21 protein-coding genes and 1 pseudogene are annotated in these 23,994 nt (G+C 46.2%); 11 read left to right on the forward strand and 11 right to left on the reverse strand.

The features are described from left to right. The 4 genes from CP943_RS22385 to CP943_RS02630 all read right to left on the reverse strand — a co-directional run bounded on the left by CP943_RS22385 (window position 1) and on the right by CP943_RS02630 (window position 3,600). Window positions 1–159 (reverse strand): hypothetical protein, encoded by a 159-nt coding sequence (locus tag CP943_RS22385; protein WP_165389270.1) that lies wholly within the window; start codon window positions 157–159, stop codon window positions 1–3. Window positions 160–235: 76 nt separating this feature from the next. Beyond that, window positions 236–1,381 carry a phytase gene (locus CP943_RS02620; protein WP_020450155.1) on the reverse strand — a complete coding sequence of 382 codons (1,146 nt, stop codon included), beginning with the start codon at window positions 1,379–1,381 and terminating at the stop codon, window positions 236–238. A gap of 177 nt (window positions 1,382–1,558) precedes the next feature. Then, on the reverse strand, window positions 1,559–2,017 hold the full coding sequence (locus tag CP943_RS02625) for a GyrI-like domain-containing protein (protein WP_020450156.1): 459 nt from the start codon (window positions 2,015–2,017) through the stop codon (window positions 1,559–1,561). 92 nt (window positions 2,018–2,109) lie between these two features. Beyond that, a complete protein-coding gene (locus CP943_RS02630) occupies window positions 2,110–3,600 on the reverse strand; it encodes a peptide MFS transporter (RefSeq protein ID WP_020450157.1) in 1,491 nt (496 codons plus the stop codon). A 290-nt stretch (window positions 3,601–3,890) separates the two neighbouring features. Here CP943_RS02630 and CP943_RS02635 point away from each other — a divergent pair, with 290 nt between their 5' ends. Further along, window positions 3,891–5,627, forward strand: coding sequence for a right-handed parallel beta-helix repeat-containing protein (locus CP943_RS02635; RefSeq protein WP_234026572.1), 1,737 nt, complete (start codon window positions 3,891–3,893; stop codon window positions 5,625–5,627). A gap of 23 nt (window positions 5,628–5,650) precedes the next feature. Here the strand turns inward: CP943_RS02635 and CP943_RS02640 are convergent, their stop codons facing one another. Further along, the gene (locus CP943_RS02640; RefSeq protein ID WP_026580535.1) at window positions 5,651–5,869 is read right to left on the reverse strand and encodes a YczF family membrane protein; all 219 of its coding nucleotides are present in this window, start codon (window positions 5,867–5,869) and stop codon (window positions 5,651–5,653) included. A 124-nt stretch (window positions 5,870–5,993) separates the two neighbouring features. Between CP943_RS02640 and CP943_RS02645 the strand changes: the two genes are divergently transcribed. Genes CP943_RS02645 through CP943_RS02660 form a run of 4 tightly spaced genes read left to right on the forward strand, consistent with a single transcriptional unit; the run spans window position 5,994 to window position 10,762 of the window. Further along, window positions 5,994–7,637, forward strand: a complete 1,644-nt coding sequence (locus tag CP943_RS02645; RefSeq protein WP_026580536.1) for a spore germination protein — start codon at window positions 5,994–5,996, stop codon at window positions 7,635–7,637. Then, window positions 7,621–8,844: a Ger(x)C family spore germination protein gene (locus CP943_RS02650; protein ID WP_105979298.1), complete on the forward strand. Its 1,224-nt coding sequence runs from the start codon at window positions 7,621–7,623 to the stop codon at window positions 8,842–8,844. The genes CP943_RS02645 and CP943_RS02650 overlap by 17 nt, the downstream gene beginning before the upstream one ends. 24 nt (window positions 8,845–8,868) lie before the next feature. Further along, complete coding sequence (locus CP943_RS02655; RefSeq protein WP_101561625.1) at window positions 8,869–9,975, forward strand: GerAB/ArcD/ProY family transporter; 1,107 nt, start codon at window positions 8,869–8,871, stop codon at window positions 9,973–9,975. Window positions 9,976–10,030: 55 nt separating this feature from the next. After that, window positions 10,031–10,762, forward strand: coding sequence for a MerR family transcriptional regulator (locus CP943_RS02660; RefSeq protein ID WP_039073202.1), 732 nt, complete (start codon window positions 10,031–10,033; stop codon window positions 10,760–10,762). Between the two features lie 29 nt (window positions 10,763–10,791). On the opposite strand, the gene CP943_RS02665 is transcribed toward CP943_RS02660, so the two are convergent. Next, window positions 10,792–11,475: an ABC transporter ATP-binding protein gene (locus tag CP943_RS02665; protein WP_026580540.1), complete on the reverse strand. Its 684-nt coding sequence runs from the start codon at window positions 11,473–11,475 to the stop codon at window positions 10,792–10,794. A gap of 15 nt (window positions 11,476–11,490) precedes the next feature. Next, window positions 11,491–12,930 carry an ABC transporter permease gene (locus CP943_RS02670; RefSeq protein WP_105980707.1) on the reverse strand — a complete coding sequence of 480 codons (1,440 nt, stop codon included), beginning with the start codon at window positions 12,928–12,930 and terminating at the stop codon, window positions 11,491–11,493. A gap of 217 nt (window positions 12,931–13,147) precedes the next feature. Here CP943_RS02670 and CP943_RS02675 point away from each other — a divergent pair, with 217 nt between their 5' ends. Further along, complete coding sequence (locus CP943_RS02675) at window positions 13,148–13,834, forward strand: response regulator transcription factor (protein ID WP_020450166.1); 687 nt, start codon at window positions 13,148–13,150, stop codon at window positions 13,832–13,834. After that, on the forward strand, window positions 13,824–15,251 hold the full coding sequence (locus CP943_RS02680) for a sensor histidine kinase (RefSeq protein WP_105980708.1): 1,428 nt from the start codon (window positions 13,824–13,826) through the stop codon (window positions 15,249–15,251). The genes CP943_RS02675 and CP943_RS02680 overlap by 11 nt, the downstream gene beginning before the upstream one ends. 31 nt (window positions 15,252–15,282) lie before the next feature. On the opposite strand, the gene CP943_RS22920 is transcribed toward CP943_RS02680, so the two are convergent. The 3 genes and pseudogenes from CP943_RS22920 to CP943_RS02690 all read right to left on the reverse strand — a co-directional run bounded on the left by CP943_RS22920 (window position 15,283) and on the right by CP943_RS02690 (window position 18,498). Then, window positions 15,283–16,236, reverse strand: a complete 954-nt coding sequence (locus CP943_RS22920; protein WP_376711839.1) for a methyl-accepting chemotaxis protein — start codon at window positions 16,234–16,236, stop codon at window positions 15,283–15,285. Between the two features lie 45 nt (window positions 16,237–16,281). Further along, window positions 16,282–17,001: pseudogene (locus tag CP943_RS22925) on the reverse strand (MCP four helix bundle domain-containing protein); the annotation flags it as partial. A gap of 135 nt (window positions 17,002–17,136) precedes the next feature. Further along, the gene (locus CP943_RS02690) at window positions 17,137–18,498 is read right to left on the reverse strand and encodes an aspartate kinase (protein WP_026580545.1); all 1,362 of its coding nucleotides are present in this window, start codon (window positions 18,496–18,498) and stop codon (window positions 17,137–17,139) included. Window positions 18,499–18,775: 277 nt separating this feature from the next. Between CP943_RS02690 and CP943_RS02695 the strand changes: the two genes are divergently transcribed. The 4 genes from CP943_RS02695 to CP943_RS02710 are packed head-to-tail and all read left to right on the forward strand — an operon-like array spanning window position 18,776 to window position 22,383. Further along, window positions 18,776–19,729: an ABC transporter permease gene (locus tag CP943_RS02695; RefSeq protein WP_026580546.1), complete on the forward strand. Its 954-nt coding sequence runs from the start codon at window positions 18,776–18,778 to the stop codon at window positions 19,727–19,729. Then, on the forward strand, window positions 19,719–20,663 hold the full coding sequence (locus CP943_RS02700; protein WP_020450171.1) for an iron chelate uptake ABC transporter family permease subunit: 945 nt from the start codon (window positions 19,719–19,721) through the stop codon (window positions 20,661–20,663). The genes CP943_RS02695 and CP943_RS02700 overlap by 11 nt, the downstream gene beginning before the upstream one ends. Continuing rightward, entirely contained in the window at window positions 20,663–21,421 is a 759-nt protein-coding gene (locus tag CP943_RS02705) for an iron ABC transporter ATP-binding protein (protein ID WP_105980709.1), read from the forward strand. Before CP943_RS02700 ends, CP943_RS02705 begins: the two co-directional genes overlap by 1 nt. A gap of 14 nt (window positions 21,422–21,435) precedes the next feature. After that, window positions 21,436–22,383 carry a siderophore ABC transporter substrate-binding protein gene (locus tag CP943_RS02710; RefSeq protein WP_105980710.1) on the forward strand — a complete coding sequence of 316 codons (948 nt, stop codon included), beginning with the start codon at window positions 21,436–21,438 and terminating at the stop codon, window positions 22,381–22,383. Between the two features lie 181 nt (window positions 22,384–22,564). Here the strand turns inward: CP943_RS02710 and CP943_RS02715 are convergent, their stop codons facing one another. Then, window positions 22,565–23,986, reverse strand: coding sequence for an MDR family MFS transporter (locus tag CP943_RS02715; protein ID WP_101561618.1), 1,422 nt, complete (start codon window positions 23,984–23,986; stop codon window positions 22,565–22,567). Window positions 23,987–23,994: the final 8 nt, after the last annotated feature.

Below are 23,994 nucleotides of genomic sequence, written 5' to 3' on the forward strand. Positions count from 1 at the left end.
TCATTCTTCAGGCCGACGCTTCGTGCAAAATGCAGCAGCGAGCAGGAAGATGACAGCTGAAGTATACGCCAACACACCTTGATCGAAAACGCAGAGAAGCACGACATTTGATAAAACAGCCAACATGATAAACACTACAGCATAAAGATTTAGACGCAATACCATCCCTCCATTAATTGTTATCTTAACATGAAGGGATGTGAAAAATCCGCGGGAAATACCCGCGGATCCGTCCTTATTTGGCTCGGTTTTTCAGTTTTCGGGGATCGACCTGATCATCGATATCAGGTTTGTCGTCCAGCGCGTCGGCGATTTTTTCCCAGGAGACAATTTTGAAGTTCTGATTGGCCGGTTGTCCATTTTCCGTATTTTCGCCGTCTTGGGCGACAAAGATGCCGTATGGATATGTTTTGCCGAGGCCGAAGCCGATGACGTCGATTCCATCGGTATCGCTTGTCCCGTCGATTTCTTTGCCGTCCTCAATTGAAAAAGCAGTGACGTAGTCGTTTTTCCCGCGCCGGTCATAGATGGCATAGCGGTTATCGCCCTGACTGGACGCGATCAAATACCCTTCTCCGTCTTCTCCGTAGTAAATCGTCAGCCCTTCAATATCAGAAGTTAGATGCGGTCCGTCGGCACGATCGACGATTTTTCCTTTATCTCCGCCGTCCGGCTCGGCGCTGAAAGACCAAATCGCAACGTCTTCTTCGGCGATGTACATTTTGCCGTATTCATCATCTGCCGCAAGCCCTTCTGTTTGAGAGCTCATTTTGAATGAGCGGACCTTTTTGCCCTCGACTTGTCCTTTTCCGTTGTCAAACAGTTCATATTGCTCGAATTCTCCGTTCTTTCCGGTCACCATGGCGTAGAACTTGCCGGTTTTCTGGCTGTGATACAGGCTGAAGCCATATACCTCCTGGATATCGGTTTGAATAGGTTTTTGAGGATTGACGATGTTCTTCAGCTTGCTTTTTTCGCCGTCAAAGGCGTAAATTTCAACCGTGTTTTTGCCGTCTGACCGGTTTGAGGCCCCGGCAATATCAATTTTTTTGCCATCGAGCGGAAAATTGTAGCGCAGGTCGACATTGTTTAATTTGCCAAACGGATAGGCCGCAAGCTGTTTTCCCTTCAAATCATAGACGATTAAGCCCGACTTTTTGTTTGTGGTGATGAGCCTGCTTTTTTCAGGCTGCTTCGGATGAACCCAAATCGCCGGGTCATCTGCCGCGTCGTCAGGGGTATCCACCGGCTCTGTCTCTGCATCGGCAGTCACCGTGAATTCTTTGTGAGCCGCAGCTTCGTTATGGGGGAGACTGCTCCATGAGGGAGACCATAAGGATGCTGCGAGTGTTGATAAAGCGAGCGTTTTGTAAAAGTTCATATATTAACCTCCTTTTGATAACATTTATCCTAGCAAACCAATGAAAATTATCATTTGAGGGTATGTAAACTTTTGTTAAAAGTGATGGCTAAAAAAGACCGCCGATACTCTAGAGTACGAAACCCAAAGAAAACCCCCGGAATTTTTTCCGGGGGCTGCCTTTAACATCGCTATCTCTCAATGAATCGGAATGTATATCTCAAACGCAAGTTCGTTTAAATCCCCATCCATCGGGTAAAATTCCAATTGTGTAAAAGCGTCACAATTTAAACGAAGACCTTGATCTTTGATCCATTGATATACTTTTTGATAAGTCACTTCAGGCCGCTCATGCTGCGGATGCCTTGTCTGAGCATATGTTAGAGCGGGCGCCTGATAGCTGATCATTCCTTCCGGAAGGGTTTCAGGGAGGTTCTCCGTCTCCATTAATATATAAAAAGTGAATTCCCCTTCGCCGTGATGATCCGATATGGCCCACATGCCGCTGTCTTCTTGAACACCGACTATTTCTCCGCGCCGGTCTTTCAGCTGCTGAATGACGCCGTGGAGCTTTTTCGCCCGGGCTTCTTCGAATGAAACGGTTTGTGAAAAGCCAACACCGGCAAATCCGGCCTTTGCCGTCTTTTTGATCTCCAAATTTTATCCTCCCATCCTGCACCGATTGGTTATTCAGTTATTCGCCGGACAAGAAGCAAATCCTTCAGAAAAGGAGTATCGCCTGTTGCTTTTTAATTGACACCCTTCATAAATTTCTGAATTTTCGGTGACAGCAACATCAAAATGATTCCGAGCAGGATGGATACACCGCCGATGACTCCGAAGTAGGCGATCTCTGTATCAGCGCTGTAAAATCTGACGATCTGTGCATTGATAGCCTGTGCAGAAGCGTTTGACAGGAACCACAGGCTCATCGTCTGTGCTGAGAATGCCGCAGGAGCCAGCTTTGACGTTGCGGATAGCCCGACTGGAGACAAGCACAATTCCCCTAGAACGACGATCAGGAAGCTGAGCACAAGCCACATTGGATTGGCAAGTGATTCAGTGCCGTTGATATAAGCAGGGAAAATCATGACGACAAATGAAAGTCCGGCTAAAATCAAGCCGAGTGAAAATTTCGTCGGTGTTGACGGCTGACGGTTGCCGAGCCTCATCCAAATCCATGCGAAAACCGGTGCAAGCACAACGATGAACAACGGATTCAGCGACTGGAACCAAGATGAGTGCAATTGGACACCTAAAAATTCTAAATGAGTGCGTTTATCTGCATAGGTGGCTAAAATATTGGCGCCTTGTTCCTGAATCGCCCAAAACATCATCGATGCGACAAACAGCGGAATGTAAGCTGTGAGACGGGAACGTTCATCACTCGTCGTTTTGGAGCTTTTAAACATAACGATGAAATAAATCAGCGGGATCAAAATACCGAGACAGCTGACAATCATCGTAAACAGCTCAATTGTCATCCAGCCCATAAAGACGGAATAGCCAAAGATGGCAGCGATCACCAAAACACCAATTCCAATCCGTCCGAACACCATTTTTCTTTCAGCGGGTGTCAGCGGATTCGGTACCGTTCTTCCGGCAGGTCCGAGGTTTTTCTTCCGTGTCGCCAAATAGGTCAGCAGCCCGAACAGCATGCCAATGGCAGCAAGACTGAAGCCGAGATGGTAGTTGTATGTCTGGCCGACTGTGCCGACGATAATCGGCGCAAGAAATCCGCCAAGGTTGATCCCCATATAAAAGATGCTGAAACCTGAATCGCGGCGGGTGTCTTCAGGGCTGTATAACTCGCCGACAACGCTTGATACGTTTGGTTTTAAAAGGCCTGTCCCAATGATGATCAAGAACATGCTGATGAAAAACGCGGGGACGCTTCCCGGGAATGACAAAAGTATGTGTCCGAACATAATGAGCACGCCGCCGTAAAACACGGTGTTTGCAGTTCCGAGGAGCCTGTCCGCTATCCAGCCTCCGATGATGCCGGACATATAGACGAGGGAACCGTATACGGCCATAATCGAGTTTGCTGTGGTTTGATCAAATCCGAGGCCGCCTTTTGTCACCTCTGTATACAAATAGTAGATAAGGATGGCTCTCATACCGTAGTATGAAAAACGCTCCCAAAATTCAGTGAAGAATAAAGTGAAGAGTCCGCGGGGATGTCCAAAAAACCCCTTTTGCGGAATGTTTTGAAAAGTTTCTTTTTGATGGTTTGACATTCGCAATACTCCTTCTCTTTCTATGTCTATTATAAAAATCATATTCTTATATAATGTTCGTGTCAATACACCTTCAATCGATTTGAATTTTTGATCGCTAATGCAACAAGTTGTGAAGCGCTTTACAAGCGGATAGTAAAAACTTTTGGAAAAAAAATTAGATGAAAAGATTTTTTAATAAAATTTTACCTATCTTATGTACAAGCGGATTTTACTAGATTGGCATATATATATCGGAAACCGTTTTACAAAAGGAGGCTGAAAACAGCGTGCAGCAGCAACCTGAGGAAATGAGAATGACAGTGGTTGACGCGACAAAGTTCGGTGCTGTCGGCGACGGCAAAACAGACTCCACAAATGCGATCAACGAATGTTTGGTGTGGACAAAGTCGATGGGATACAACACGGTATGGATACCGAACGGCACGTACCTGATTGACGGGACGAAAAACAGCGACCCGCGTGCTCCGTTTCGCGGAGCCGGCATAAATGTTCCGGGCAATATTGAAATTTTGATGGACGCGGAGACCGTCATCAAGGTAAAACCGAACAGCTCATGGGGATACGCTGCTTTTTATATAGGCGGAACATCCAATGTGAAAATATCCGGAGGCAGCATCATTGGGGAAAGGGATGAACACACATATACATCGGCGCCGAGACCGACCCATGAATGGGGATTCGGAATTTGTATCGAAGGGGCGTCAAATGTCGTTATTGAACATGTGAGAATAGCCGATTTTACAGGAGACGGAATCATTATCAGCAACGGAGGAGACGGCTATAAGCCGTCAAAGCGTATTAAGGTAACCAATTGTGAAATCAGGCGCTCCAGAAGAAATAATTTATCAATCACAGGGTGCGACAATGTTCTTGTTGAAGGATGCGAAATTGCAGATGCGGGGACAGGCAACGGCACGGCTCCCCGTTTTGGGATTGATATAGAAGGCTACAGTGAAGGAAACATCGTCTATGAAGAACCCGTTAATGTCATCATCCGAAACAACGTGTTAAAAGGCAATGTCAACAATGCCATTTCCAATTTTAACGGCACTTCTGTCATCATCGAAGGCAATATCGCAGACGGTACCATTTCATACGGATACGGGACGAGTACGACGATTGCAAACAATATCATCAAGAAAAACCCCGAATCCACCGGACAGAGCATCGGAATTAACGGCCTCGGTGTAGGGGCTTTGGAAGCAAGAAGCGATGCCGTTATAAAGGGGAATTTGATTTCGGGTTTTACGACAGGCATCGATATCCGCGGAAAAAGCGTTTTTGCCACGGGAAATCAAATCCGTGATTTTGTAAATGCCGGAATTCTTGCTTATCAAGCGTCGCAAATCTTCATTGAAGGGAATAATATCGAAAACGACGTGCCTGAGCAAAGGTCCGGCACCGCTCTCAGCATCACGCAATCAGACAATGTAACGTTTTCCGGCAATCAGATCGCAAATGTCGTACTTGCGGTCAGGAGCACAGGCAATGACGTCCAAATAAAGGATAACGTCATCAAGCAATTCTCCAGAGGCATCTGGATATCGCAAGGTAATGCTGTGATAGAAGGAAACTTTATTTCGCCGGCCGGCTTTCAAACGGTGCCGGAGTCATATGCCGTATCCGTCACAAATACGGCTTCTGCAGTCATTCGGAAAAACACCTTCACCCGCTTCAGAAACTTTCCAATATACTGCTCGACAAATGAGCATACAAAAATTATCGGAAACGACATCGAAGATTCACCGCTGATTGTCACGCTGTATCTCACACGCGGAACCCACGAGATTATTGGCAATACGATCACGCTCGGCAGGCCGACCTTGCCGGCTATCCTCATTTATCTCGACCAATCGTCGAACTCGGCGATCCTCGACAACACGCTCCGCAGCAATACCGCTGCAAGAGTGACGGCAATTCAAACCAATACGTCCAGGCAAACGCTGATCATCGGCAATACGGTTGTAAAAGGTATGATCCATTCCCACGAGACAGATACGGTTCATGGAAATATTGAAGTTTAAGCTCCCTTTTGATAGGGAGCTTTTTATGTCCTTTTTTTCTTCTTGCGGAAGTTCGCCGAGGCTTCGAGAAAAATGATAAACAAAAATAAAAGGATCATGATCCACTCGCCTACCTCTAAGATGGCAAACGTCAGGGAGTTTATTACGGCTCTTTGCAAGGTCATGCCTTGAAATACATCAAGCATGACAGCAAAAGTCTCTAAGGAAACAAATAATAAAAGCCCGATTCCGATCAGTTTCAACTTTTCACCACTCTCCGTTCCCCGTTATTTTTTCTCTTTTCATAAAGCACTATTCCCCCGGGAATAGTATAAATGTGCTTTTGCAAGGAAAAATATGAAAAACGAAAAGGGGATTCTGACAGCCATGCCATTCTTTTTTAAAGGTCGTCATCAAAAGGATAACAAACAAGAATCTCTTATGAGCGGAGATAAAAACCCGGAAACCATAAAAGTATCCGGGTTTGTGCGTCCCTTGCTTGCCGAAAACCTGAGCGTGATTAAAGAAATAACCGGAAACAGCGCAGATGTCGTCATCCGCAAATTAAAAACGGGCGCTGACGAGAAAATCGAATTGGCCGTCGTTTATGTCGGCGGCATTACAGATGAGAAAGCCATCCATGACTTTTTGCTGGAATCGATCATGAGCTCTGAAGAATTAGCGAAAAAGGAGTACGGACGGGATGTTCTTGAGACGATTGCAGGTGATGCCGTTGCGCTGGGCGGTGTCGAAAAAGAAAAGCGATTAGACAAGATGCTTGAATCGTTGATGGCAGGGGATACGATCATTTTGGCCGAGGGGACGGAAACAGCGGTTATTACGACCACGAAAGGCGGGGAAAAGCGTTCGATCAAGGAGCCTGAAAATCAGCAGGCATTCCGCGGTTCACGTGAGGGATTTATCGAATCTCTCGACACGAATATTTCTTTGGTGCGCCGAATCATTAAAAACCCGAATCTTTGGGTTGAAAAAATGACGATGGGAAGCGTCACAAAAACCGATGTGGCGATCATGTATATCAACGGGGTGTGCGACCCGAAAACGGTGAAAGAAGTCAAAAAAAGGATGGCTGGCATTGAGATCGACAGCATCCTTGAATCGGGGTATATTGAACAGTTTATTGAAGACGCTGTGTTTACGACCTTTCCAACGATATATCATACCGAAAGGCCGGACATGGTCGCAGGGAATCTGCTTGAAGGAAGAATCGCCATCTTTGTTGACGGTACACCGTTTGTCCTGCTTGTCCCTGCCGTTTTTATTCAATTTTTTCAATCTGTTGAGGATTACTATTCACGCTTTGACATTGCGACGTTCATCCGCTTTTTACGCGTGTTGATTTTTTTTATTTCGCTTATTGCACCTGCCGTCTACGTCGGTGCGACGACGTTTCACCAGGAAATGATCCCGACGGAGCTTTTGATCGTAATTGCCGCGCAGCGTGAAATCGTGCCGTTCCCGGCTGTGGTGGAAGCGCTGATCATGGAAATTTCGTTTGAAATTTTGCGAGAGGCGGGCATCCGGCTTCCGAAAGCGATAGGTTCTGCCGTTTCGATTGTGGGAGCCATCGTCATTGGACAGGCGGCTGTTCAGGCGGGGATTGTGTCGCCGGCGATGGTCATCGTCGTAGCGATCACAGCGATTTCAAGTTTTGCCACACCTTCCTTCGCCATGGCGATATCCGCCCGGCTGGTTCGGTTTTTCTTCATATTAGCCGCGGCGACGACGGGTTTTTACGGCATTATTCTTGGACTGATCATCATGTTTGTCCATTTATGCAGCCTCCGTTCGTTCGGTGTTCCATATATGACTCCTTTTGCGCCGTTTATTCTGAAAAACTGGGGCGACTCCATCGTTCGTTTGCCTTGGTGGACACATGAGAAGCGGCCTGAACTGATCGGTAATGACAATAAGGTGCGTCAAGGAGAATACCAGAAACCCAATCCGCCGGAATCAGGCGATATGAAGACAAAACAAGAAGATGGTGATCCAAATGAAACGAAGCCTTAAGATTGTGCTCCTGCTGGCCGCCATTGTTCTTCTTCAAGGATGCTGGGATAAAAGAGAGCTGACAGATTTGCTGCTGATCACCGCCATCGGTATTGATAAAGGTAAAAATACAGATTACGAATTAAGCTATCAGATCGTCAATCCGATCAATGTGACAGGAGGCCTTCAAGGTGGACAGGGAGGAGACAGGCCGCCGGTTTCAAGCTATTCTGTGACGGGCAATAATCTGACGGAAATGAGCAGGCACGCGTCGGCGAAAATGTCGAGGGAAATTTATTACTCCCACACGAACCTCGTGGTTGTTGATGAAAAACTCGCCAAGGAAGAAGGCTTGATTAAAATTCTTGATGTTCTTGACCGGGACACCGATTTTCGTTCAACGGCGACGATTATTATTTCCCGCGGCCAAAAAGCGAAAACATTCATCCGGACGCTGACGCCGATCGATAAGATCCCGTCAAATAAAGTAAACAAAACACTGCAATTTACTGAAGAGCATTTGGGAGAACATATGAAGACGAGCGTGCAGGATGTCATCAAGTGCTTGACATCGAAGGCAAAGCACCCGATTATTACTTCTTTTAAAGTATCCGGAAACAAGGAGAAGGGTGAAAAGATGGAAAACGTGCAGTCTACATCTCCTGAGGCAATAGTCGAAGCGGACGGGCTGGCAGTCATTAAAGAGGGCAAGCTCGTCAACTGGCTTGAAGGCAAAACCGCGCGGGGCGTTTTATGGCTGCGCAATAAAATCAGCAGAACGTATTTGACAACTACATTGAATCACGAAAAAGACGCCGTCACATTTGATGTCATCCGCCAAAAAACAAAAATCAGATCACATCTTAAAAACGGCAAACCGGCGATTTCGGTTGAAGTCGACATGGAAGGGGACATCGGCGAAACCACTGTGCCGATTCACCTGGATGATCCAAAAGTGCTAAGCGACATCGAAAGGAAGGTGGCAAAGGAGCTGAAAAATGAATTGCAGAATACCATTGCCGTTGTTAAGCGAAACAAGACGGATGTTCTGCAATTCGGTGACGTTGTGTATCGCAACCACCCAAAAGTGTGGGAAAAGATGGAGGGCGAATGGAGCAATCGGTATTTTCCTGATACAGATGTCGACATTACGGTTAACGCATATGTACGGAGAACAGGTTTAAGGAACAACCCGAACATTTTGAATCATCACGAAGGGCGTTCTTGAATGAAAGAGAGAGGAGGGCTTTAAATGGAGAAAGCAAAAATCAGTGCTGCACAGTTGTTCGTGCTGATTGTTCTGTTTGAACTCAGCAGCTCTCTGCTGATTTTTCCAGGACAATCTGCCGAACAGGACGCCTGGATCGCGATCTTGTTCGGAACAGTCGGAGGGCTGGCTTTGTTTATGATGCACCACTTTTTCTACCAGGTGAATCCCGACGCCTCTCCCTATGAAACGCTGATGAGTATTTTTGGAAAACCGGTTGGCTGGGGCCTGTCTTTTATCTACATTGTTTATTATTGTTATATTGCGGCAAGGGTTTTGCGCGATTTTGGCGAAATGCTGCTGACGTCGGCTTATCCGAACACGCCGATTATCTTCGCGAATGGTTTGTTGATTGCAGTTTGTATTTTTACCGTGAGGAAAGGAATCGAGGTCCTGGCCCGTTCAGGCGAGCTGCTGTTTGGCATCATGTTTTGGCTCGCTGTCATAGGCCTCATCTTAATTGTTTCGTCAGGCTTGATTAAACCGAAAGAGCTTTTGCCTATTTTTGGAAATGGACCCGGTCCGATGTTCCATGCCGTGTTCACGCAAACGCTGTATTTTCCGTTTGGAGAAATTATCGTCTTTACATTGATCCTGCCGTATTTAAAAGAAAAGAAACAGGCAAAAAAAGCGGGGCTGTTGGGAATCGCCATCAGCGGCATCATCCTGGCTTTTAATGTGGCATTGAACATCAGCGTGCTTGGCGTCGACCTCAATATGAGGTCGCGCTTCCCATTGCTGAGTACGATCCAGACGATTCAAGTCGCCGAATTTCTGGACAGGCTTGATGTATTTTTCATGCTCGTGTTGGTGATTGGCGGTTTTTTTAAGATGAGCATTTTCATGTATGCCGTAACCGAAGGCGTGACCGTCTTATTCAAGCTTAAAAAACCCTCCAAAATCGTTCATGTCATCGGCATTATCATTTTGATTTTATCTGTCTCCATTGCCAGCAATATTTCGGAGCATGTAAAAGAAGGAATCGAGTTTGTTCCTTTATATGTCCATTTGCCGATGCAGGTGATCCTTCCTGCTTTTATTTGCCTGGTCGCTTATGCGAAAATGAAAAAAAATAAAAAAAAGACCGTGTAATGGATTGACCCCGCCCTTAGGGCACCCTTTAACATGACAGACGAGGTGAAGTTTGATGCTCTATACGGTAAAAGAAGTGGCCGGGTTGGCGAATATCACGATCAAAACGCTATACCACTACCATAAGATCGGCCTTTTATGCCCCGCGGAGGTGACGGATGCCGGCTACCGCCTTTACGGGGTAAAAGAGCTGGAACGGCTGCAGCATATCTTGTTTTATCGGGAGCTCGAATTTCCGCTCAAGGAAATTAAGCAAATACTGGACGGCGAAGCTGATCGACTGACGATTTTATCTGAGCAGAAACGTCTTTTTACTGCCCGTTTGGACAGGATAAAACAGCTTATTTCTACGATCGATCTCTCGATTCAGCAGGCCGGGAAAGGAGAAGCAATGGATCAATCAAGCATGTTTAAAGGGTTTTCAAGCAGCAGGGAATGGGAGGATGCACTCGCTGAACAGAACCGCTATTTGAAGGAGGCGTATGATGTCGATTTGCTGAGAGGAGAACCGGTCATCGCGGAAGAAATGAATGAAAAAGCTGAAGAGGCGGCCCGTTTTATGAATGGAATGGCCGAAGCGCTCAGAGATGGAGTCAAACACGACCATGACCAAGTAAAGACCGCAATTAAACGGCACCTCAAGTTTTTGGGGATCACGTCCGGCGATTTTCAGACGCAGACACGCTTTTTTATCGAAGATGATTTTCATCGCGGGATGCTTGAAAATCAGCAAACCGGCCTCTCGTATTATTTGGCGGCGGCTGCAGAAGCTTTTGCTTCATCATAAAAGAAGGGGAACGGCTCATGCCGTTCCCCTTATCCTGCTGATCTGCGGTTTTTGACGGTAAAGCCGCCTCTTGAAAGCCGGATGTTGACATCGGATACCTTTGCGATCTGTTCGTCATGGGTGACCATGATGACGCATTTGTTTTCTTGGTGGGCAAGGTTTTGGAAGAGCCGGACGATGTCCTTTGATGTATTTTCATCCAAGTTGCCGGTCGGTTCATCGGCGACGATTAAGTCCGTGTCACAGCAGAACGCTCTGATGATGGAGACACGCTGCTGCTGCCCGCCGCTTAATGTCAGTACTTTCTGTCTGGCCTGCTTTTCGCCGATGCCGACTTTTTCGAGCATCTCCAAAGCGTATTGTTCTTTGTTTTTGACCTGAGATCCGGTAATTTCCATGGCCGACGTGATATTTTGGAGAGCCGTCATATACGGGAGCAGGTTATAGGACTGAAAGACGATCGATACATATTGATTGCGGAAGCTGGTCAGCCCGATTTTTGAAATGTTTTCTCCTTTATACAGGATGTCTCCCTCTTTTGGTACATCAAGTCCGCCTGCCAGCGATAAAAAGGTGGTTTTGCCGGAGCCGGAAGTCCCGACAATCGTATACAAAAGCCCTTGGCTGAATTGAATGCTGATCTCTTCGAAAAGAGGCTGATCCTGATTTTTATACCAATAGCCGACATTCTGAAATTCTAAAATAGTGCCCATGATCTTCACTTCTTTCTATTCTTGTTTTGTTAAAATCGTTTTCGGATGGAGTCTTAAAACAGATATTGACGGAAGGAGCGTCGCGAACAGCGCGATTAAAAGGCCGATGCCGCCGAGTGCCATCAAGTCCCCGAAGGATACTTGAATGTCAAGCTGATCAATGGCCGAGACTTGGGCGGTCCTTTGTCCGAAGAAGCCTCCGCCGCCAAGGCCCATCATTCCGCCTGCAGACTGGCCAGCTGACGTTTGTTCGATTTGCTGGCTCAAGAGCTGGTTCCCGATTTGCCCGGCAATCAAGCTGCCGGTTAATGCTGAGATGCCGATGGCAAGCACTGCGATCATTAAGATTTCGGTCAAAAACTGTCCGATGAGTTTCCAGCGTTTTTCACCGATCGCCATCAGAACGCCCATTTCGTATTTTCTCTCCCTGATTGACATCATGACGATCAGTCCGAGGATCACCGCTCCAGCGATCGTGACGAGATAGACGACATTTTTCGAGAAGGACGCGACATTTTCAATCGGGCCGACCATCTGCTGGTACAACTGATCATTGGCATCCAATGTGAATGTATCCAAATCAATGCCTGTTTTCTTGGCAGCCGCAATGAAAGTGTCGATGTTGGAGGCGTCGTCCATATTGTAGACCGCTTCATCAATCGCGTTTTTATAATCGTCACCTTTTAAGGCCGATGCCGCCGTATATGGTGTGTAGATTTTGTTATAAGGGTTTAAAAAGGCGAAGTTTTGCGCTTGATTGTCTCCGGATGAAGTCGTTTGATAGATTCCGACGATTTTCAAATTGATTGTTGTAGCTTCATCGCTGCTCGTTTTGACTTTGATCGTATCGCCGACTTTCAGAGCGTTTTCTTCGGCAAGCGTTTCTTCAATCACGGCGACTTTTTTATTCACATCATCCTTTGTTAAAGCACGGCCTTCCGTGATCTTGGACGTCCCGTTGGAAAATTCGTCGACAAGGGCTGTGCTTGTCACACCTTCGATTGATACGTCAGCCTGCATCATTTGCCGGCCGCCCTGTTCATTGCCGCCCGGTCCGGCCGGCTGTTCGCTGTTTGAGGCCGAAGAATCCTCGTCACCGCTTTCGATCGGATCGAAATTGTCCGCTAAGGCAGACGTAGAGGAGATGTAGTTATAGCTTTTGACATGGTCAAGGCCCGCAAGCTTCTCGGCTGATTTAACAGAAACGGGGGTCGATTCAAACCTTTTCCGTTCTCCTGATTCCTGCTGTTCTTTCATCATTTTTTCCCTGTCAACTTTGAGCGTGACGCTGCCTCCAAGCTGCTCCCTTGCCAGTTCGCTCGATTTCACGGCCGCCGACTGGATCGTAATTCCTGTCAGCACGAGCACGCAAATCATCGTGAAAACAAACAATTGTAAAAGTGTTTTTCCTTTTTTCGCTTTCATGCTCCAAAAGGCTCGTTTGAAAAAATTCATAACGCGTGATTCCTCCGTATCTATTTCATTTATTATGGCCGCGAAGTCAAACGGCAGCAGGACTTTTGCCTTATGCTTGATTTCATCTTAGCCGCTACTTATGAATAAATTATGACCAAACTGTTGCCAGTCCTTTAAATGTTCAGAATGGAATTGAGAAATGGCTGAGCCCTGTGTAAAATGAATCTAACGTTTGTCTAGCGGAGGCATATTGACGATGAAAATATTAATGATTGAGGATAATTTAAGCGTATGTACAATGACAGAAATGTTTTTTGCAAAAGAAGGATTTGAAACAGAGTTCGTCCATGACGGACTTGAAGGATATAACCGTTTTAAATCGGATGATTGGGATTTGTTGATCATCGATATCATGCTGCCGTCCATGGACGGGGTCACGATCTGCAAAAAGGTCAGGGAAGAGAGCACGGTTCCGATTATTATGCTGACGGCAAAAGATACGGAATCAGACCAGGTGCTCGGTTTTGAGCTCGGAGCTGATGATTATGTGACAAAGCCGTTCAGCCCTTTGGCGCTTGTGGCGAGAATCAAAGCGGTGAGCCGGAGGTATCAAAGTGCCGGCCCGCAGGATTCCGCTGACAGCGACTCGCTTGAAACGGAACATTTTAAAATCAATAAAAAAACGAGAGAAGTGTTTTTGGACGGCGTTCAAATTCAAAATTTGACGCCTAAGGAGTTCGATTTATTGTATTACCTGGTGCAAAGTCCAAAACAGGTTTTCTCAAGGGAGCAGCTGCTTGAGCAGGTTTGGGGATATCAATTCTACGGAGACGAGCGGACGGTTGATGTTCATATTAAAAGGCTGAGAAAAAAGCTTGGCAGCGACTCGCGGCCGTTTCTTTATACCGTATGGGGAGTAGGGTACAAGTTCGATGAAGATTAAGTATCTCTATCAGCTGCTGGCCAGTCACATCACTATATTAATCATGGCTTTTCTCATTACCGGGGCGCTGTTTTCCCACTTTGTCAAAGACTTTGCATACGAAAGCAAAGTCGATGAGCTGTCTTCATACGGCTATCGCATCATGGGCGAAATGGAGATGCGGCCAAAAGGCGCACCGGCCATTATGAAGCCGTTTGAGGAAATTTTGCGAAGCAGGAAGATCAGCTTCTTTCTTTTTAATGAAAAGAAAGAGGTCTTGATGACGCCGGCCGATTTGCGGCCGCGAAAGCTGCTGCTCAGTGATGAAGAATGGAAAGAGCTTAAAGATGGAAAGGCCGTGGTCGTCAAAACCGATTTTAACCGTTTTAATGAGGAAGTATCGGTTGTGGCGCTGCCCAACATCGTCAACAATGAATTTCAGGGAGGCATTCTGCTGACCGCTCCGATCAGCGGGACCGAGGAAATGATCAGCGACATGAACCGCTTTATGCTCTTTACGGCGGCGGGTGTTATCTTAGTCGCTATTCTTCTAAGCTGGCTGACGTCCAAATTCCATGTCGCCCGCATTCAGAAGCTCCGCGATGCAACGAAAAAAGTCGCCGCCGGAGATTATGACATCCATATCGAAAACCGCAATAAGGATGAGATCGGTGATTTGGGCGACGATTTTAACATTATGGCCCGCAAGTTAAAAAGCTCAAGCGAAGAAATCGACCGGCTTGAAAAGCGAAGAAGGCAGTTTATCACTGACGTCTCACATGAGCTGAAGACGCCGCTGACGACGATCAGCGGTTTAGTGGAAGGGATGAACAGCCAGACGATACCCGAAGATCAGCAGGATAAATGTATGAAGCTGATTACGGAGGAGACAAAAAGGCTGATTCGCCTCGTCAACGAAAACCTTGATTATGAAAAAATCCGTTCCAATCAGATTACACTGCAAAAACTGCATTATCCGCTGATCGAAGTGTTTGAAATCATTAAAGAGCAGCTGGCGCTTCAGGCTGAGGAGAAACAGAATCAGCTGATCCTCGATGTGGAAGATCATGTGATGGTCAATGCCGATTACGACCGGCTCATCCAGATACTCGTCAATATTACGAAAAACAGTATTCAATTCACAACGAACGGAACCGTTTGGCTGAGAGGCCGGGAAGACTATAAGGAGACGGTGATCGAAATAGAGGATACCGGAATCGGCATTGATGAAAAGGATATTGAAAACATTTGGGATCGTTTTTATAAAGCAGATTTATCACGGACGAACACCCCTTACGGAGAATACGGGCTGGGGCTGTCGATCGTCAAACAGCTCGTCGCCCTGCACAACGGTACGGTAGAGATTGAAAGTGAGAAAAACAAAGGAACAAAATTTATCATCCGTCTGCCGCTGACAGCGAGAGATGATGATGAATAGAAACCCGCCAGACAGCGTCTGGCGGGTTTTGTTAATCTTTAATTTTGAATTTCTGGATCAGGTGCTGCAGCTCTTCGGCGTTTTGCGCGAGGATCTGTGATGCGGCGGCAATTTCTTCCATTGAAGCAAGCTGCTCCTGAGTTGCCGCACTAACCGTTTGCGTGCCTCCCGCTGCTGTTTCGGCTACTTCTTTGACGCCGGAAATGGCGGTTTCGATTTCGCTTGCGCCGGCTGTCAGGTTTTTCACCAAGTTTGTCACGTCATTGATCTGTGTGACGACCTCCGTAATCGAGTTTTCGATTTTTTGGAAAGCGCCTCCCGCTTCATGAACGACGACAAGTCCTTCTTTGACTTCGCCGGTTGCCGAAATGACCGAGTTCATCGTCTGCTTCGTATCGTTTTGAATGATCGTAATCAATCTTGTAATCTGTTCTGCTGAGCGGCCCGATTGCTCGGCTAATTTCCTGACTTCATCCGCGACGACGGCAAAGCCTTTTCCTTGTTCTCCCGCCCGGGCCGCTTCAATGGCCGCGTTTAAAGCAAGCAGGTTCGTTTGTTCAGCGATGCTCGTAATCACTTCGGTAATATTTCCGATCTCATTGGAACGCTCTGTTAAATGTTTAAATGCTTCTGAGAGCGAAACGACCGTTTCATTAATAGACTTCATTTGAGTGCTCACTTTATCAATGGCTTTCGTGCCTTCAAGCGACATCTTCGCCGTCTGGTCAGCGGTGGCGGCCGCTTTTTCGGCATTTGAAGAAATTCTTCCGGCAAACTCGGTCATTCCCATAATAACGGTTCTGCTGTTTTCAACGCTTTCCACCTGCTGATCGGAGCCTACTGCAAGCTCCTGGATCGTTGTTGAGATGTATTCGCTCGCCTTTGTGCTTTCATCCGCACTGGCGCTCAGCTCTTGTGATGAAGAAGCAACTTGGTGCGACGTTTCGCCGACCGTTTCAATGATCGAACGGACGCCTGCTACCATTTTGTTAAATGATGATGTCAGCAATCCCAATTCATCTTTCGATTGATATGTTCCTTTGACAGTAAAATCGCCTTGCTCGGTTTCTGCGAACAGCGCCTGAATGTCTTTGATCGGCTTTGTGATCAGCCTTGTCATTAAGAGGCCGATCGAGATGGATAAAACAAGCGCTGCAGCAATGACAATGATGAGAAGCGTGATGATTGAACCGGCTTCTTTAGAATCCTGCTGATAGATTGTTTTGGCGTTATCAGCATTTAAGGTTTGAATGTCTTCAATGAGCTGGTTGACCGTTTCTCTTTGAGGCTCCATCTTTTTTAGATAGACGTCATATGCTTTATCATTTTCGTTCTTCACCGCCAAGCTGAGCATCTCGCTGCTGATATCTTGCAATTTCTTGTATTCGGTTTTGAAATTTTCGTATTTTTTAGAGACGTTGTCCATTAATTTCAGCTGATCGATTTTTTCCATTAAGGTGCTGTTTTCTTCGTTTTTTTCCTTAATGTGTTTTTGCAATGTTTCATTTCGATCGTTGTCTTTCGTCACCATCAGCTCGAATTTGTACGTATCAATATCAAGGTTGTTCGCTTTTAAATTTGCAAACAACTGGTTGGGAACCAATTGATCTTGATAGATGATCTCTGAACCTTTGGAAAGCTTGTTCAGTCCGCCTATCCCCTGGATGCCGACAATCGACAAAGCCAGCGCTGAAATGATAATGATGACAAATAGTTTGCTTCTGATTTTTATATTTTTCAACAGATTCATAAGTGTTCTCCCATCAGTTTATTTACTTTACATATCGGCTTTCAAAACGGTTTTGTGAATGAATTTAAGGCAGGCAATTTTAGGGAAGGGTATATTTTCTGACAGCAAAAAAACCCCATAAAAAAAGGGGTTTTTTTAAACGAGAACTTTTGCGAAAAATTCCTGGTATAACGCGCGGACCGCTTGTTTTTCCTGAGCTTCCTTAACGCCGAACATCATGCTGACTTCCGAGGAGCCCTGGTTGATCATTTCGATGTTGACGCGCGCATCGGACAATGCTTTTGACGCTCTTGCCGTCGTTCCGACGTTATGGCGCATGGCTTCGCCGACGACCATAATCAGGGCAATATTGTGTTCAATCGTCACTTCATCGGCATCCAGTTCTTCCTTGATCCGTTTGATTATCCGTTTTTCTGCTGCTTGATCCATTTGATCCTGCCTTAAAATGATCGTAATATCATCAATGCCGGATGGAATGTGTTCATACGTCAGTCCGTCATCTTCAAGGATTTGCAGAACGCGGCGTCCGAAGCCGATTTCGCGGTTCATTAAATATTTGCTGATGTAAATGCTGCAAAATCCGCTGTCGCTGGCGATCCCGACGACAGGTCCGTTCGTATTGTCGCGTGTGGTGACAACTCTTGTCCCCTCCGCGTCCGGATTGTTTGTATTTTTGATCTGAACCGGTATGCGCGCCCGGAAAGCAGGGATCAATGCTTCATCATGAAAGACGGAAAAGCCTGCATACGACAACTCCCTCATTTCCCGGTATGTCAGCTCGCGGATTTCTTTCGGGTTGGATACGATCGCCGGGTTGACAGAATAAACGGCGTCAACGTCAGTGAAGTTTTCATACAACTCGGCTTTCAATCCATTCGCTAAAATGGAACCTGTAATGTCAGAGCCGCTCCGCGAAAACGTCATGACTTCGCCTTCCCGGCTGAATCCGAAGAAGCCGGGAAAGATGATGATGCCCTTTTGCTGTCTCAGCTGAAACAGATTGTCATACGACTCGGGCAGGACTTGTGCGTTGCCTGGCTCGCTCGTCACAAACAGCCCGGCGTCTTTTGGACTGACATAGTGCGCTTCAACTCCCTGGTGCCTGAAGTAAGCCGCTACCAATTTGGCATTGTTATCTTCGCCGCTTGCTTTGACCGCATCGATAAACCGTTCCGGATTTGTTTTATCACCTTCGAGCAGCTGAAGCAGGTCGGCCCGGATCCGGTCGATCACGACATCGTCAAGTCCGAGCTCAAGCGCGATATCGGCATATCGTCCGACAATCGCCTCAACCAGATCGGGCGCTTTTTTTGATGATAAGTACTGTTCGGCGCATTCGATTAAAAGGTCCGTTACTTTCGTATCCTCGGGGTGCCGTTTTCCGGGTGCTGATACAACGACGGCCTTCCTTTCCGGATCAGAAGTGACAATTTGAAATACTTTCTCTAGCTGAGCCCCTGAAGCGAGCGAGCTGCCCCCAAATTTAACGACTTTCATTTGTTACATCTCCCAAAGTTTAAATTTTCGAAATAAATTTAATCTTAATTATTGCGCTTTTTACAAGAAGAATCAAGGTTTTTCTTTCAGGAATGAACAAATGTATTTTTGAGGAGGACTAAAGATGGGGAAATCGCATGGTTTCAACCTTTGTATCTATTAATCTTATTGACTATGTCAGAAAAAATGGTAAGATATATGAAGACCCTTATTGATAATGATAATCATTAACGTCGGCGGAGGGGTTTGCTTTGTTGTGCAAGGAGGCTACTGCAGCATGAAATTACGATACTTATTGCTAATGCTCATCATTCTTTCAATCAGCTCGATATTCATCGGCGTTAAGGAGCTTTCGCCTCTTGATCTTTTCCGCTTTAACGAGGACGAAATTCAAACGCTTTACATAAGTAGAATTCCGCGCTTGATTAGCATCGTGCTTGCGGGAATGAGCTTGAGCATTTGCGGGCTGATCATGCAGCAGCTGACGCGCAATAAATTTGTTTCACCGACCACTGCTGGAACGATGGATTGGGCGAGGCTCGGTGTGATCATTGCGATCGTGCTTTTTTCGTCTGCAGGAATTGTGGTTAAAATACTGTTTGCCTTTGTTTTTGCACTGTTTGGCAGTTTTTTGTTCGTCAAAATTTTGGACAGAATCAAGTTCAAAGATGCGATCTTCATCCCTCTCGTCGGTATGATGCTCGGAAGTGTTGTCAGCGCCATCTCCACTTTCATGGCTTATCAGTACAATATCATTCAAAACGTCAATGCATGGTTTGAAGGGAATTTTTCGCTGGTCATGAAGGGGAGGTATGAGCTCTTATTTCTGAGTATACCGCTCGTTATCATTGCCTATCTGTTCGCCAATAAATTTACGTTGGCCGGGATGGGGGAGTCTTTTTCCATCAATCTTGGATTGAATTATAAGCGGGTGGTCAATATCGGATTGATCATCGTATCTATTATTTCGTCCGTCGTCATCCTGACGGTCGGCACGCTTCCCTTTTTGGGATTGATCATCCCGAACATCGTGTCCATCTACAGGGGAGATCATTTGAAAAACAGCCTGCCTCATACGGCGGTTCTCGGAGCCGTTTTCGTCTTGTTTTGCGATATAGCGGGACGTCTCGTCATTTACCCGTACGAAATTTCGGTTGGTTTGATGGTCGGCATCATCGGGAGCGGCGTTTTTCTTTACTTGCTTTTAAGGAGAAAAGCCTATGCGTCATAAACAGAAAATGCTTATACTCATCGTGATAGCGGCAGCCTGCATCGGCTTGTTTCTGTTCTACGGATTGCCGTCTGTATGGGAATATGCGCTTCCGCGGAGGTTTGCCAAAGTTTTTGCGATCATCGTTGTCGGTACAGCCATTGCGTATTCGTCGATGATTTTCCAAACGATCACAAACAACAGAATTTTGACGCCGAGCATTCTCGGACTCGATTCTCTCTATGTTCTGCTGCAAACCGGGATTATTTACTTTTTCGGTGCAGCCAAACTTGCCGATCTTGGTAAAAACGGCAATTTTTTATTGTCAACCGGTTTGATGGTCTGTTTTTCATTTGTGTTGTTTTTCCTGATGTTTCGCCGCGGGGGAAGGCACATCTTCTTGCTGCTGTTAGTTGGAATCGTATGCGGCACATTGTTCAGAAGCCTGTCATCCTTTATGCAAATGCTGATCGATCCGAACGAGTTTCAAGTTGTTCAAAACAAGATGTTTGCCAGCTTCAACAATTTGAACACGGACATTTTAATGCTTGCTTCGCTCATCATTCTGGCGATTCTCGTTTACGCTTGGCGGTATAATCCGTACTTTGATGTCATTTCGCTCGGCAGGGATCAAGCCGTCAACCTCGGAATCGATTACGACCGGACGGTGAAGAAAATGCTGATCGTCGTCGCCGTTCTCGTCTCCGTGTCTACTGCACTTGTAGGGCCGATCACATTTTTGGGGCTGCTCGTCGTCAATGTGGCGCGGGAAGTATTTAAAACGTATAAGCACAGCGTCCTGATTCCCGGAGCGGTTTTGTTCAGCATCATTGCGCTTGTCGGGGGCCAGTTCATTGTTGAAAAACTGTTTGGTTTAACGGTGACGCTTGTTGTGATCATTGATTTTATCGGCGGGATTTATTTTATTTACCTGTTGCTGAAGGAGCGTAAATGATGATAGAAGTACGAGATATCATGAAACAATTCGGAGAGCAGACCGTTGTTCATCCCACGACTTTAACGATAAAAAAAGGAATGATCACGTCCTTCATCGGACCGAACGGAGCGGGGAAAAGCACGCTTTTGTCAATCATCAGCAGGCTGATCGGAATGGACGCCGGAAAAGTGCTGATTGACGGCAAGGAAATCAGCGCTTACAAAAGCAATGATTTAGCCAAAAAAATCAGCATTTTAAAGCAGTCCAACCAGATCAACATCAGGCTGACTGTCAGGGAGCTCGTCAGTTTCGGCAGATTTCCTTATTCACAGGGAAGGCTCTCGAAAGAGGACTGGGCATATGTCGACGAAGCGATTGATTATATGAAGCTGAGAGAGATTGAGCATAAACACCTCGATCAGTTGAGCGGCGGCCAGTGCCAGCGTGCTTTTATCGCAATGGTCATCGCTCAGGATACCGACTATATATTGCTTGATGAACCATTGAATAATCTCGATATGAAACACTCAGTAGAGATTATGAAGCTCTTGAAAGACCTTGTCGAAAATCGCGGTAAAACGATCGTCATTGTCATTCATGACATTAATTTTGCCTCGGTTTATTCAGACAGAATCGCAGCCCTGAAAAACGGGCGGATTGTAAAAGAAGGGCCGGCCGAAGACATTATCCAAACGCCGGTGCTGAAAGACATCTATGAAATGGACATTCCGATCCAACAAATCGGAGACCAAAAAATCTGTGTATATTTTAAATGATGAGGTGACTTGAATTGAAAAAACTATCTTTATTGATTATGGCATTGATAACCGTTCTTGTCGTAGCCGCTTGCGGAAACAAAGCTGCTGATACAGATGCAAAATCTTCCTCTAAAAAAGAAACCGTCACAATTAAACATAACAGCGATACAACAGATGTACCGAAAAATCCGAAAAAAGTCGTTGTCTTCAACTTTGGAATGCTTGACACGCTTGATAAGCTTGGTTTAAGCGACCGCGTTGTCGGCCTTCCGAAACAAACCCTTCCGTCTTACTTGAAAAAATATAAAGATAGTAAATATGAAAGCGTCGGCGGACTAAAAGAGCCTGATTTTGAAAAAATTGCAGAGCTTGACCCCGATTTGATCATCATCGAAGGCAGACAGTCTGAGCAGTATGACGAGTTTAAAAGGATCGCACCGACGATCGACATCGAGCTTGACCAGAAGAACTACATGAACAGTTTTAAAGAAAATACCGAAAATATTGGAAAAATCTTCGGTAAAGAAGATGCTGTCAAAGAAGCTCTTGCGAAAATCGATGATAAAGTAGAGAAAGCCAACAAGCTTGCGAAAGAAAAAGGCGGCAAAGGATTGGTCGTCTTAACAAGCGATAAACAAATCAGCGCATATGGAAGCGGCTCAAGATTCGGTTTGATCCATGATGTGCTCGGCGTTGAACCTGTCGACAAAAACATCGAGGCTTCCCTTCACGGTCAAAGCGTCTCTTCCGAGTATATTTCTGAAAAGAACCCTGATTACCTGTTTGTCATCGACCGAAGCGCTGCCATCGGCGAAAAAGGAACAGCAAAAGAAGTCATTGAAAATGAAATTGTAAAATCAACAAAAGCTTATAAAAAGAGCCATATCACATATCTTGATCCAGGTTACTGGTACCTGTCAGGCGGAGGTCTTGAGTCCGTATCTGAAATGGTGACAGAAGTTGAAAATGGATTAAAATAAAAGAGCGAGGCTGCCGGTGTATCCGGCAGCCTTTTTGTCTGTTCAGGAGAAGAATTCGAATGATATTCATTTCATATGAAAGGAGACGCAGAGCAGGTCTTCATGCTTCTTACGCTGCAAGGGATCAAATATATCAAACCATATAAAAACACGCCAGTTTGATTGAACTGGCGTGTCAGGATCAGCGCGCCGGCTGGCCTTGTTTGTCGGCCTGCGGCTTCTTTTTCAATGTGAACGAAAGGATAAATCCGATCAGCGCCAAGACAGCGGCCACGATAAAGGCGGAATTCATGCCGTGAATGAGCGCATTTAACGGGTTAGATGCGGCAGCGTTTTTGGCTGAATTGCTCATGACGGAAATCAAAACAGCCGTGCCGATTGAACCGCCGATCTGGCGCATCGTATTGTTCATCGCTGTTCCGTGCGGGATGAGATGCATCGGAAGTGCATTGATGCCAGCGGTTGTGAGAGGCATCATAATCATGGAAGTGCCCATCATCCGCAGCGTATAAATGACGATAATAAATGTCAGCGAAGTATCCATTTGCAGATCCGCAAACGGGATCGACGTCAGCAGCAAGACGGCAAAACCGATAATCGCAAGACCTTTTCCACCGATCTTGTCAAAAATCCGGCCGATGATCGGCGACATGATACCCATTGCTATCGCGCCCGGCAGAAGCATCAGACCGGAATCGAAAGCTGTCACGTCTCTGACGTTTTGCGTATACAGCGGCAAAATGGTTTCAGTACCGATCATTAATGCAAAAACGATCATACCGAGGAGCGTTGTTATCGTAAAAGTCCACGATTGGAAAACGCGAAACTCGAGTATCGGCCTTTTGATTCTTAATTGTCTAGAGATAAAGAAGAACAGAGCGACCGCACCGACTGCAAAGGAAATTAAAACGGTATTGCTTCCCCAGCCTTCTGATCCGGCGTTGCTGAAGCCGTACAATAAACCGCCGAAACCCAGGCTGGACAGGATAATAGATAAGATGTCCACTGATGTTTCTCTCAATTTCGTAACGTTTTTCATCAGTAAGATGACAAGCACAAGATCAATCAGGGCAATTGGCAGAATAATATAAAATAAGTATCTCCATGTAAAGCTGTCGACGATCCAGCCTGACAATGTCGGTCCGATGGCCGGTGCAAATGCGATGACCAAACCGACCATACCCATTGCAGCCCCGCGTTTTTCAACCGGGAAAATCGTTAAAAAGATCGTCTGCATGAGCGGCATCATAATTCCCGCACCCGCGGCCTGGATGATTCGCGCCGCAAGGAGAACCGGGAAGTTAGGCGCAACTGCGCCGACGACCGTTCCCGCCACAAAGATGCTCATCGCGGCGATGACGAGCGCGCGGCTCGAAAATTTTTCGATTAAAAAGGCGGTAATCGGAATGAGAATCCCGTTTGTCAGCATGAACGCCGTTGTCAGCCATTGAGCTTTTGTAGCGTCTATGTTTAAGTCTGCCATAATATGCGGCAGTGCCGTAACCAGAAGCGTTTGGTTCAAGATCGCGATAAACGCCCCTGCAATGAGCAAACCTACGATGATATTTCTGTTGTATGTCTGTTGTTCAGTTCCTGTGTTCATATCAATCC

This window comes from Bacillus paralicheniformis, assembly GCF_002993925.1.
GTDB classification, from domain to species: domain Bacteria; phylum Bacillota; class Bacilli; order Bacillales; family Bacillaceae; genus Bacillus; species Bacillus paralicheniformis.